Below are 13117 nucleotides of genomic sequence, written 5' to 3'. Positions count from 1 at the left end.
AGCTTTATTCAATCCCTTTTTTCACAAAGATAAGATAGTTTAGTTTTTCATAAGCACTAATCTTTCTGAAACCATAGTTTTCATAATCTTTTGAGATAAAACTCGCTAATACTTGATTGGACGGGTCAATTGCCTTCATTTCTAAATAAACCACATGAGTATCATGGCTTTTCAAGAAAGCATCAATATTCTGATTGGGTGTATTTTTAAACGTATTGATTTGATACTTGTCTATATACTCTTTAAAAAATATCGGAGAAAAGACTTCATTCGTCACCAATGAAAGCTTGTGGCGTTGAGCTAATTGAATCAAGTATTCATACATTTTATCATGATTGGTCTTCTTCTGAGTTTCAATATTACTCATCGCCGAACCCATCACAAACAATACTAACATACTGATTTTCAAGAAAAAAACCACTGAATGTCTTTTAAATTCTAATGAATCAAGTACAATTGCAATGACTGAAAGTGCTACAACTAAATGAAACAAGAAGTAGTGTTCTCGTGGATAAATCAATACTACCGAAACAAAAGAAGGCAGTAAAATTACACAAGTAATCAATCCATTATTTCTAATATATCGAATGAGTAAGCCTTTCAGTACCAAAAATGAAGTTTTGATATTAATCAAAAAAAGTAATAACAGCGGACTCGCCATTAAAAAGTATTTGATTTTATAAGAAAATACTTTCAGCAGTGGGTCAAAACAAAAGTGATATAAAAGATTAGTTGATAATTTCCAGTAATTCAACACATTAAAATAAATATGTTTAAAAAACAAAGGTGGATTTTCTCTAAAAATATCACTCATCGTATTTACTTCTCCGAACACTTTTCTAAAGAAAGTAAATTCACTACGATTTCTATTTTCTAAATGAACCTCTGGGTGCCAACTCAAATAATTAAGTACAAAATGCTGTTTGAAAGCATCTACACCTCTATTTCCCAAAGGTTGCCCACCCAAAAGCAGTACTCCAAACAAAAACAATAGAATGGGTAAAGCAATACTGAAAAAGTTTTTAGGTTGTTGGTATCTTTTTTCTGCCACAAACAAAGCCACTGTTACGGCAAAAGCAAGTAGATAAGATACAAAAAACTCTGGACGTGTATAACCTAATACCCAACACAAAACCGTAATCCAAACAAATTTCGTAAAAAGGTCTTTTTTCTGAATGAGTGTCAGGGTGAACAGAATGAGAATAAAACAGAAGAAGGATATTTTGGGAAATAAAAAAATCTGATAGTCTGAAAAAAGAAAGCTGGAAGCGATAAAAATACTGATTGGTCGCTTTGCTCCTAAACTTTTTAGGTAGAAGTACAAACAAAGAAAACTTCCGATGGACAGCCCGTAATAAGTCCAATAAATAGTAGAAAGTACATTTTTGAAACCAGACAAAAAGAAAATAAACTTAAAAAAAAGAGGATAAAAAAAGCCTAAATAATTCTGAGTCAGGGGCAATGTCAAGTAATAGCCCGTGTTGATATACACATAGTCGTCGCTTGGGACTATGTCATATTTTTGGAAAGTATAAAAGAAGTAAAGTAAGCAAGTAAGTATTAAAATAATTGGATAAAAAATCTGGTTTCTATCTAATTGAAATAGTTTTGTCTGTGAGAAGGATTTAGAAAACATCATTGAATAGATTCGTAAAATCTTTTAAGGAAAAATTACTGGATTACACATATTTATCAATGCTATCAGCATCAATAGATACTTTAGCTGTATGTTGTTTACATTTTCCTTTAGGGCAAAAAGTGAGAATAGCCAAAAAACAAAAGTAAACGAAAATGTTCTTACTGTGTCTGCAACCAAAAATGAGACCAATATTATCGGCAACCAGTAAATTATATACAATACGCTTGCATAACGCTGTTTGTCGCAAATCTGTATAGAAAAAAATAGAATTAATAATAAGATAAAACCTTCAAAAGCCATAAAAGAACGAGCTCCCCACCAATCACTGATACTTTGGGCGATTTCTAAAAATCTTTTTACCGACGATTGTTCTACGTCTGCCGCTTGTAAATGAAAGTGTTGTGATAAGTACATCCTTAAACCTAAATACAATAAAGCATTGATTCCTATTACTAATAAAAGAATATTTGCCTTTTGGGTTTTTAATTGAAAGTACATTTTCTGAAATAAATATATCCCAAAAACAGTAATCAAACTGCGTTCATCAGACCAAAAACTTAGCTGGATAAAGAGCGAAAAAAAGACAGGATTTCGCAATAAAATGGCACAAAGAATAAAGAAATAAGTATAGCCGTCGCCGTGTCCAAAACAGTTTAGGAAAAAACAAGCACCTGAATATACGTTAATAAAAGCCAAGAAAAAATAAAAGACAAGTAAACGATTGACGAGAATTTTTTCAAGAATATTCAGCAACAAATACAGGAATACAATGCCTAAAAAAGCCTGTAAAACGAACAAACCTAAGCCTTCTAAACCTAAGATTCTCGAAATCAAAGGCATTGTTAGTCTAAAAGTTCGGTTGGATTCATGACTGCCGTACTCGTGTGGATGCACTTTGAAAGGCTCTTTGCCTTGCTCGACGATAGCATTCCAAAAAAAATAAGGTTGAGGTTTATGTAAAATTGTATCTACGTAAAAATGTTTGAAGTTTTGGGTGAGATACCCTTTGTTTAAAAGCAATATAAAAGTAAGTGTAATAGCAAGGCTAAAAAATAAAGTTTTGAGTTGCCATTGCTTCCCACTTAAAATTTTTATTTGCAAATAATTTTCAAATGGATTTAGTAGAGTCTGTAAATCATAAGATGATTTCATTCTGCTGTCAATTAGTTTTCAATGATTTTTCAAAGGTAATAATTGATTTCTTAATGTAATATACCGATTAATAATCAATAAATAAAGCTTTACTTTAAGTTAATAGAATTATTTCTAAACTCTAAGGGTGATTGACTGGTAAGTTTCTTGAAATATTTAGAAAAATACGACTGGTCTGAAAAGTTTAATTGATAGGCAATTTCTGAAATTCCTAAATCTGTATGCGTCAGTAAACGCTTGATTTCCAAAATCATTCGGTCATTAATCAAATCAGTAGAAGTTCTTCCTGTCACGCTTTTTACGGTTTCGCTGAGGTAGTTTGGCGTAATGGCTAATAAACTGGCGTAGTCTTTCACCGATAAATTTTCCTGACTTTTTTCTTCAATCAATTGTTTGAAACGTTTTACTAAAATTTTGCCTTTGTTGGCTTTTTCTTCAATCTTACTGAGGGGATAAATTCTTTTGCATTGAATCAAAATTAAATCCAACAAAGCCCGAATGGCTTCTTCTGAGTCTGTAAGATTCTGTTGATTTTCATAAATAGCATTTTTAAAAAGCTCCGTAATTACTCGTTTTTCGGTTTCATTTTCCAAATAAATCGGTGGTGTTTCTTGGTTTAAATTATAGAAAAAAGGAAGTTCAAACAATTTATAAGGGTCGGTTTTATTGAAATGATAAAACGATGAAGTAAACAAAAAGATATAACCTTTTACGTCTTCGGAAAGATACAATTCATGGATTTGCCCGGGCGAAAGGAAAAAAATGGTATTCGGTTTTACGGGATAGTTCTGAAAATCAATGGTATGAATGCCTTCTCCTTGTGTCAGAAAAAGTATTTCATAAAAATCATCATGGCGATGTGGATAGCTTACTTTAAAATTACGGTTGATGTCATAATGTTCAATCTGAAACTGAATTGTTTTTTCAGATTTGTTATTAAATCTATCAATACTATAAACTGGAATCTCAAGTTGTTTCATAAAATAAAATTACACATTTGTATTTACTTGTAAAAGTTTTAAAATCATCTACTTAATGTAAAATTATCAGTCCTCATTTTAGCATAGCCATAAAAAGTACCTAAATTAAACATGAATTTACCAATCATTAATTAATGATTTTTATCAACTTTGTGCATATTTTAACGATGTCGTGAATTATTAGGTCTCGACAACGTCTCGACAGCGTTCTTAAAAAATCAAAAACATTCAAAAAATGGCAAATTATTTCAATACTCTTTCATTAAGGGAAAAATTAAATCAGTTAGGCGTTTGCGAATTCATGGACAATACTGAATTCACAGACGGAGTAAGTGCATTAATTGGAAAGAAAATCGTAATAGTAGGTTGTGGAGCTCAGGGCTTGAACCAAGGTTTAAACTTGAGAGATTCAGGTTTAGATGTATCTTACGCTTTACGTCAGGAAGCAATTGATGGCAAGAGACAATCTTGGAAAAGTGCTACTGAAAACAATTTCACCGTAGGTACTTATGAGCAATTGATTCCTTCAGCTGATTTAGTAATTAACCTTACGCCAGATAAACAACATACTTCGGTAGTAAACGCTGTAATGCCTTTGATGAAACAAGGTGCTACACTTTCTTATTCACACGGTTTCAACATAGTTGAAGAAGGAATGCAAATCCGTAAAGATATTACTGTAATCATGGTTGCTCCGAAATGTCCGGGTTCAGAAGTACGTGCTGAATATGTTCGTGGTTTTGGTGTGCCTACTTTGATTGCCGTTCACCCAGAAAACGACCCAGAAGGAAAAGGTTGGGCTTATGCAAAAGCTTATTGCGTAGGAACTGGCGGACACCGTGCGGGTGTGTTGAAATCATCTTTCGTAGCAGAAGTAAAATCTGACTTAATGGGTGAGCAAACTATTCTTTGTGGTTTGTTACAAACAGGTTCTATCCTTTGCTTCGACAAAATGGTCGAAAAAGGAATCGACGCTGGTTATGCTTCAAAATTAATCCAATACGGATGGGAAGTAATCACTGAAGCGTTGAAACAAGGTGGTATTACAGCAATGTTCGACAGACTTTCAAACCCTGCTAAAATCAAAGCATTTGAAGTTTCTGAAGAATTGAAAGACATTATGCGTCCGTTGTTCCAAAAACACCAAGACGACATCATGAGCGGAGAATTCTCTTCAACAATGATGGCTGACTGGGCTAACAACGACAAAAACTTGTTGACTTGGAGAGCTGCTACTGGCGAAACTGCTTTTGAAAAAACACCAGCAGGTGATGTTAAAATTTCAGAGCAAGAATACTTCGACAACGGTTTATTGATGGTTGCGATGGTTCGTGCAGGTGTTGAATTGGCATTTGAAACAATGGTTGAAGCAGGTATCAAAGAAGAATCTGCTTATTATGAATCATTACATGAAACGCCACTTATCGCTAATACAATTGCTCGTAGAAAATTATTTGAAATGAACTCAGTAATTTCAGATACAGCAGAATACGGTTGTTACTTATTCGACCACGCTTGTAAGCCTTTATTAGCTGACTTTATGAGCAGAGTTGAAACTGATATTATCGGTACAAACTTCAATGCTGGAAAAGATAACGGCGTTGATAACAGAACAATCATTGCAGTAAACCAAGCTTTACGTTCGCATGATATTGAGTACGTAGGAGCTGAGTTGCGTCAAGCAATGACAGATATGAAAGCGATTTCTACTGTTGCTTAATTTACTTAGAAATACTTTAGTAAAAAATCTCCTTGGGCAGCTAAGGAGATTTTTACTTTTAATACAAATATGCCATCATAAACTCATCTATAAATTTCCCTTCGCTTTTCAAGTGGGTATATTTACGAAGTGTTCCTTCTTTGCTAAAACCTACTTTTTCATACACGTGAATGGCTTTTTCGTTGTGAGTAGCTACGCTTAATTCTATTCTTAAAAATCCTTTTTCTTTACCAAAAGCTACAATTGCTTCCAGCATTTGTTTACCCAAACCTTTACCCAAAATTTCGGGATGTATGGCTACACCACCTAAGTATGCAATATGCGTATTCCGATGAGCCAATGGAATTAATTTGAACATTCCTAAATCTTGTACTTCATCATAAAAAATATAAATCACATTGCTTTCTATCAATGGTTGAATAATAGGCAAAAATTCTTCTTTACTCGTGAACTCATACAGTAAAAAAGGGTTGGTTTTGGGGTGCATGTATAACTGATACACAAACTCAAAATCTGCAAGCGTGGCATTTCGTATCATAAAAATTTTAACAATGTTGTTTCTGGCACAAATTATGAAATTATTTCCTTGCCTCAACGTTAAGTTTATGTTTTATGATTTAGCACAACTAAAAGAAATCTGCATCATTTTTATATCTTTAAAACATTGCCTTTACCTTTGTAAAACAGTATTGAGTAGAATTCAGATATATTTAATAGAAATCACAATGCGGCTAAAAAACATTTCTAACACTATCCTTGCTCTATTTTTATGTTTTCCAACATTTTCACAATCATTCATTTCAAAAATGTTTAGTCGTGAAAATTCTCCTAAAGTACTTTACGAACAATATTCTGATATTTCTTTTGGCATCGGTACAGCCAATTATTATGGTGATGTTGTACCTATTAGTCGCCCGATTCCTTCAACCCTAAAAAACATTCGTTGGAATGTAGGTGTTGATTTTACTCGCCATTTTTCACCCCGATTCAGTGGAAATGTTAGCCTTACTTGGGTAAGAATTTTTGGTGACGATAATCAATTGGAAGGTATTCCTGTCCAACAAAATGCTTTTATGCGAAATGCTCATTTCAGAAATAACATCCAAGAATTAGCTTTTAAAGGCATTTATAATTTAGTTTCTGAAAATAGATACTACTACAAACGCCCGACTTTAATTCCCTATCTTTTTGCTGGTATTGCCATTATTCACCATAATCCTGTAGCCAAAGTACCACTTAGCTATACTGGAACTGAAGCCAATCCGGGCGATTGGGTTAGTTTGCAACCTTTGCGTACAGAAGGACAAGGATTGGCAGGTTATAATGCTTCGCCTTATAGTTTGTTTGCCGCCACGATTCCTTTTGGTATGGGAGTACGCTATAAACTGAACAGAAAATTAGATTTAGGTTTTGAAGTAGGTATTAGATATAGTTTGACGGATTATCTCGACGACGTAGGCGGAAACTACGCCAATTTAGCAGACTTACAGACCATCAATCCACTTTCAGCAGCGATGGGACATCGTGAGTACGAACTTATTGCAGCCTATTCTGGAAATAACCGTGAAGCTGAAATCAGAAATTATCTTGCTACCAATATCAATGCGGCTTACAACGACCCTGCGGCTACGCCTGTAAGTAGCTTTCCTGAGCTTTATAATAAAAACTCTATCAGAGATGGAGCTTCCAGAATTAGCGATATTTACCTTTTGAGTAGTTTTAAAATCGTCTATCATCTTACACCAAGTATCAAGTGTCCAGTTGTTCGATAAGTACTTCTTACAAAATTTAACAACTTATATTATTTCTGCCTTATTTATTGCCAAGAAAGCCTTTTTCTATTGCATTGATTTTTAGAGTTTTATTTTTTTGATTAGCAAAGGTTCATTCAAAGCGTGTACTTAATTAAGTTTCTTCTTGTTGTTTCCCTTTAAATTCGCTAATTTAGATTAGACACTAATTATTAATGTTACAATAAATACTCATTTGTCCTTGAAAAACGCCGTGGAAGTAAAAGAAATAGACTTAGACCAAGAACGAAAAGAGATTCTAAAGCGATACAGAAAATTACTCAATACCGCCCGTCCATATTTACAAGAAGATGATGCCAAACTGATAAAAAAAGCCTTTGTTTTATCAGCGGATGCTCATAAAGAAATGAGACGCAAATCTGGAGAACCTTATATCTATCACCCGATTGCCGTAGCTCAGATTTGTGTAGAGGAAATAGGATTGGGGGCAACTTCTATCATCTGTGCTTTACTCCATGATGTTGTTGAAGATACCGAAATCGAACTAACGGAAATTGAGGCTATGTTTGGAAAAAATGTAGCTAAAATTATCGACGGACTTACGAAAATTTCAGGTGTTTTTGATTACGGAAGCTCGCAACAAGCCGAAAACTTTCGAAAAATGTTGCTGACGCTTTCTGATGATATTCGTGTGATTTTGATTAAGCTCGCCGACCGTCTGCACAATATGCGAACGCTCGGAAGTATGGCTCGTGACAAACAACTCAAAATCAGCTCAGAGACCTTCTACCTTTACGCTCCGTTGACACACCGTTTGGGTCTTCATGCCATTAAATCTGAATTAGAAGATTTATGTTTGAAATATACCGAACCCGAGGCTTATAAGGACATCGCCAAAAAGTTGAAGGAAACTAAAACTTCCAGAGAAAGTTTTATTCAAAATTTCATTCGTCCGATTGAGAAAGACCTCAAGCAGATGGGCTACAAGCACATCATCAAAGGCAGACCAAAATCTATTTATTCTATCTATCATAAACTCAAAAAAAATCATACTCCTTTTGAGGAAATCTATGACCTTTTTGCTGTTCGTGTGATTTTGGATGTACCAGCTGAACAAGAAAAAGCGGCTTGCTGGGCTGTTTACTCGATGGTGACAGACCATTACAAACCCAATCCCGAAAGACTAAAAGACTGGATTTCAAACCCCAAATCAAACGGTTATGAATCACTTCATACAACCGTGATGAGTTCTGGGCGAAAAGGTAGATGGGTAGAAGTACAAATCAGAAGTACCAGAATGGACGAAATCGCTGAAAAAGGTTTCGCCGCACATTGGAAATATAAAGGAAATGATACTCGTACCAACAAGGCTTTTGAATCGTGGTTAAGCCAAATTCGTGAAGCTTTAGATACTTCTGATAAGTCACAGTCGGCAGTAGAATTGGTCGATGATATTCGTAGTAGTTTGTACAACGATGAAATTTTTGTTTACACTCCAAAAGGGAAACTCATTGTCCTCAAAGATGGAGCAACAGCTCTTGATTTTGCTTTTGAGATTCACTCAGAAGTAGGGGCAAGATGTATTGGTGCGAAAGTAAACAATAAATTAGTGCCTTTGAGCTACAAGCTCAAAACAGGCGACATCATCGAATGTATGACTTCGCCTAAGCAAAAACCTTCGGAAGATTGGTTGGCATTTGTAGTAACAACCAAGGCGAAAGCTCGAATCAAAGATTATATCAAAGAAGCCAACAAACAGCACGTCATTATGGGGCGTGATATGGTGGAGCATCGTTTAAAAATATTAGGTATCAATACGCTATCGCTTGAAGTAACCAATCAGCTTCGGGCTTACTTCAATGCCAAAGATTCTAACGATTTATTTTATCGCTTCGGCAAAGCTTATATCAGCTTGGATGAAATAAAAAAATGGAAAAACGACAGAGAAGCACACGAGCGTAAACAAGCATCAAAAACCATTCAAGAGCCTTTGACGAATACTAAAAATATCATCAAAGAACTCAAAAAATTACATGGTGACGTAAAAAATGCAGATGCCATTTTGATTGGTGAAGACATGGACAGGGTAGATTATACACTTGCCAAATGTTGTAATCCAATTGCAGGAGACGCCGTTTTCGGATTTGTAACAATCAACGAAGGCATCAAAATTCACCGAACTTCGTGTCCAAATGCTACTGAATTACTATCTCGTCATGGCGATAGAGTAATCAAAGCTTTATGGACGAGCCAAATCAATATGTCGTTTGTGGCACATCTTATCATCAAAGGCACAGATAGAATGGGCTTGATGAACGATGTCACCAGAGTAATTTCACAAGAATTAAAAGTAAATATTCAAAATCTCTCTATCGGTGTGAGTGAAGGTATTTTCGAAGGAAAAATAGCCTTGATGGTTCAAGATACCATGCACCTCGAAAAACTTGTTCACTCTTTAGAGCAAGTAGATGGCGTCATTCAGATTGAAAGAGGAGAATAGAATTTCTTTTTCTATGAAAAATTGATTTATTTTACTTTCTAATATTGATTTAGTCTAAATACTGAATCATTGAATGATTTTAAGTGTTTTCCTGAAAAACAGTCAGTAATGCCATCAAACGCCACTTTAGAGGCAGTAAAGAAAATTTTTACTGCTTATCTTGAAAATAAAAGTCTGAGAAAAACACCAGAACGCTTTGCTATTTTGGAGGAAATCTACACACGAGATGACCATTTCGATGTGGAAGAATTGTATATTTCGATGAAAAATAAGAAATATCAAGTATCACGTGCAACTGTGTATAATACATTAGATGTATTGGTTGAATGCGACTTGGTATCGAAACATCAGTTTGGTAGAAATCAAGCTCAGTACGAAAAATCGTATGGCCGTCGCCAACACGACCATTTGATTTGCACAGAATGTCATCACGTAACAGAATTTTGTGACCCACGAGTACAAACAATCCAATCAATGGTGGGTGAAATGTTGCAGTTTAATGTAATGCACCACTCCTTAATTTTTTATGGAGCTTGTACCAAAACAGACTGTGAACACAAAAAAGCCATGTTGGCGGAAAGAGAGTCTATCGGTCGTGAATCATAAAAGGCTTTCTCTGTATTCAGCTTTTTAAAAATATTTCTGTTTAGAATGAATAAAACCTCACAAGTATTAAAATTCTTGTGAGGTTTTATTTTTAGTTTGTTTATCTTTGCGACTTTGATTAGGTGGTTTATTCTTTTTTGATTTTTCTGTTTCCTGTCATCTCAACGTCAGGAGGGAACTGGTCTGCCACCGCCAGATGCTTTCGATGTGAGAATGACAACCAAAAAACAAAAAAATGGCAGTAGATGTATTGTTGGGTTTGCAGTGGGGCGATGAAGGAAAGGGTAAAATAGTTGATGTTTTAGCCCCTAAGTATCAAGTTGTTGCACGCTTTCAAGGTGGCCCAAATGCTGGACATACCCTTGAATTCGATGGGTTTAAACACGTTTTGCACCAAATTCCTTCTGGAATTTTCCGCCAAGATGTTCAAAACATTATTGGTAACGGTGTTGTGCTTGACCCGATTATTTTCAAAAAAGAAATTGACGGTTTAGCAAAGTATAATTTGAATGTGCTTGAAAATTTAGAAGTTTCTAAAAAAGCTTCTATTATTCTTCCTACACACCGTTTATTAGATGCTGCCTACGAAAAAGCGAAAGGTGACGCTAAAATTGGTTCAACTTTAAAAGGAATTGGACCAACTTATACAGATAAAATTTCTCGTCAAGGTCTTAGAGTTGGAGATATGATTTCTCCAAATTTCAAAGCGAAATACGATGCTTTGGTAGCTCGTCACAAAGCGGTTTTAGACGTATATAATTTCGAATATGACCTTACTGCCGCAGAAGCTGATTTCTTTGAAGCCGTAGAGTTTATGAAGCAATTCCGTTTGGTTGACTCTGAGTACTCAGTAAATCAAGCTATTACAGCCGGAAAAACAATCTTGGCAGAAGGTGCTCAGGGAAGTTTATTAGATGTTGACTTTGGTTCATATCCATTTGTTACTTCTTCAAATACTATCTCTGCAGGTGCTTGTACAGGTTTGGGGGTTGCTCCAAAAAATATTGGCGAAGTATATGGTATTTTCAAAGCTTACGCTACTCGTGTAGGTTCTGGACCATTCCCAACTGAATTATTGGATGAAGTTGGCGAAAGAATGCGTCAAGAAGGTCGTGAATTTGGTTCAACTACTGGTCGTCCTCGTCGTTGTGGTTGGATTGATTTACCAGCCTTGAAATATGCCATGATGATTAATGGCGTAACGCAATTGGTAATGATGAAAGCCGACGTATTGAATATTTTTGAAGAAATCGAAGTATGCGTTGCTTATAAACTACCAGACGGAACAGTAACTGAGCAATTGCCTTACGACATGACAGATACCATTGTAGAGCCTATCTATGAAACCTTGAAAGGTTGGAACTGTTCATTAGAAGGTTTAAGAACTTTTGAAAGCCTTCCTGCTGAATTGACTGGTTACATCAATTTCTTAGAAGAAAAATTAGGCTTACCTATCAATTTTATTTCAACAGGCCCAGACCGTGACGAATGTGTATTGAAAGGAGCATTGGCTTAATATCCAATATAATATTTCCAAAAGGTTCGACAGTTTTTTGTAAATTGTCGAACCTTTTTATTTAATGATAGCAAGATGGTCAAAGAAGTAAGGATACAGAATTATAAATCAGTTCAAGATTTAACACTTGAATTAGGACGTGTCAATATTTTGATAGGAGCAAATGGTTGTGGGAAAAGTAATATCTTGGAAGCAATCGCTTTTGGCTCGGCTGCGGCTGAAGATAAGTTGGGAAAAGAATTTTTAAGTGCAAGAGGAATTAGAGTAACTGAGCCTGCTTGGATGAAAAGTGGCTTTTATAGAACTATAAATCAACCAATTAATATTGACTTTAATATTGCTGGAGAGATTACAGAAATTGAAATTAATAACGTAAACTCTTTTTTTTCTGGATGGTCAAGTAAAGTTAAAGATAAGTTTACTGCTTCAGCCAAAGAATTGATGGAATCTCTTATGAATGACCCTATTCATAAAGAAATATTGTCAAAAATAAAATCAGGAGAAATTAAAATTGATGAAGAAAAAACTAAAACCGTATTAGAAGATTCAGCTACCAGAATGAAACCTCTGTTGTCTCTGTTATATCAGGACATTAGCAACTTCCTAATCTACGCTCCCGAAAACACTTTTCTAAGAAAATTTGAAGAAGAATCTCAAATTGAACCTTTAGGTATTAGAGGCGAAGGCTTATTCAAATTACTTTCAGTGATGAGTCATGAAACCCCAGAAGAGTTTCATGAAATCATTGAAAATTTAGAATTAATTGATTGGTTTGAAGGCTTTGAAATTCCTAAAGATTTGGTTTTTACTGAAAGAAGAATCAGGATAAAAGACCGTTTTTTGGAAGAAGGATTACAATACTTCGACCAACGAAGTGCCAATGAAGGCTTTCTTTTTTTGATGTTTTATTTTGCTTTATTTATTTCAAAATACACACCCAAGTTTTTTGCCATTGATAATATTGATACTTCGCTGAATCCAAAATTATGTAGCGAATTAATCAAAATACTGAGCAAATTGGCTAAAAAACACGATAAGCAAGTGATTTTCACAACGCATAATCCTGCTGTTTTGGATGGACTCAATTTGAATGATGATGAGCAACGCTTGTTAGTTGTGTCAAGAAATAAAGATGGACATACCAAAACAAAAAGAGTTCTACCAATTGCTACTCCCGAAGGAGAAATCCCAGTTCGACTTTCAGAACAGTTTATGAGAGGCTACATTGGTGGTTTACCAAAAAACTTCTAAAA

Annotated in this window: 10 protein-coding genes; 6 read left to right on the top strand and 4 right to left on the bottom strand. The window is 34.9% G+C overall.

The window, feature by feature from the left end; genetic code table 11:
• Positions 1-4: 4 nt before the first annotated feature.
• The 3 genes from VB248_RS17415 to VB248_RS17405 form a co-directional block, all read right to left on the bottom strand.
• Entirely contained in the window at positions 5-1636 is a 1632-nt protein-coding gene (locus VB248_RS17415) for a hypothetical protein (protein WP_323298091.1), read from the bottom strand.
• A gap of 24 nt (positions 1637-1660) precedes the next feature.
• Entirely contained in the window at positions 1661-2791 is a 1131-nt protein-coding gene (locus VB248_RS17410) for a hypothetical protein (RefSeq protein WP_323298090.1), read from the bottom strand.
• A gap of 89 nt (positions 2792-2880) precedes the next feature.
• Positions 2881-3771: a helix-turn-helix domain-containing protein gene (locus VB248_RS17405; RefSeq protein ID WP_323298089.1), complete on the bottom strand. Its 891-nt coding sequence runs from the start codon at positions 3769-3771 to the stop codon at positions 2881-2883.
• Between the two features lie 235 nt (positions 3772-4006).
• Between VB248_RS17405 and ilvC the strand changes: the two genes are divergently transcribed.
• Complete coding sequence (gene ilvC, locus VB248_RS17400) at positions 4007-5491, top strand: ketol-acid reductoisomerase (RefSeq protein ID WP_323298088.1); 1485 nt, start codon at positions 4007-4009, stop codon at positions 5489-5491.
• 58 nt (positions 5492-5549) lie between these two features.
• On the opposite strand, the gene VB248_RS17395 is transcribed toward ilvC, so the two are convergent.
• Positions 5550-6029: a GNAT family N-acetyltransferase gene (locus VB248_RS17395; RefSeq protein ID WP_323298087.1), complete on the bottom strand. Its 480-nt coding sequence runs from the start codon at positions 6027-6029 to the stop codon at positions 5550-5552.
• A 268-nt stretch (positions 6030-6297) separates the two neighbouring features.
• Between VB248_RS17395 and VB248_RS17390 the strand changes: the two genes are divergently transcribed.
• The 5 genes from VB248_RS17390 to VB248_RS17370 all read left to right on the top strand — a co-directional run bounded on the left by VB248_RS17390 (position 6298) and on the right by VB248_RS17370 (position 13115).
• Positions 6298-7263 carry a DUF6089 family protein gene (locus VB248_RS17390; protein ID WP_323298086.1) on the top strand — a complete coding sequence of 322 codons (966 nt, stop codon included), beginning with the start codon at positions 6298-6300 and terminating at the stop codon, positions 7261-7263.
• 220 nt (positions 7264-7483) lie between these two features.
• Entirely contained in the window at positions 7484-9742 is a 2259-nt protein-coding gene (locus VB248_RS17385; RefSeq protein WP_323298085.1) for a RelA/SpoT family protein, read from the top strand.
• 108 nt (positions 9743-9850) lie between these two features.
• A complete protein-coding gene (locus VB248_RS17380; RefSeq protein WP_323298084.1) occupies positions 9851-10348 on the top strand; it encodes a Fur family transcriptional regulator in 498 nt (165 codons plus the stop codon).
• A gap of 235 nt (positions 10349-10583) precedes the next feature.
• The gene (locus VB248_RS17375) at positions 10584-11864 is read left to right on the top strand and encodes an adenylosuccinate synthase (protein ID WP_323298083.1); all 1281 of its coding nucleotides are present in this window, start codon (positions 10584-10586) and stop codon (positions 11862-11864) included.
• A gap of 75 nt (positions 11865-11939) precedes the next feature.
• Positions 11940-13115, top strand: coding sequence for an AAA family ATPase (locus VB248_RS17370; protein ID WP_323298082.1), 1176 nt, complete (start codon positions 11940-11942; stop codon positions 13113-13115).
• Positions 13116-13117: the final 2 nt, after the last annotated feature.

The sequence above is a fragment of the Arcicella rigui genome (genome assembly GCF_034929435.1).
Lineage (GTDB): Bacteria > Bacteroidota > Bacteroidia > Cytophagales > Spirosomataceae > Arcicella > Arcicella rigui.
Note: the sequence above shows the minus strand (reverse complement) of the source record. Positions and strands in the feature narration are given on the sequence as shown.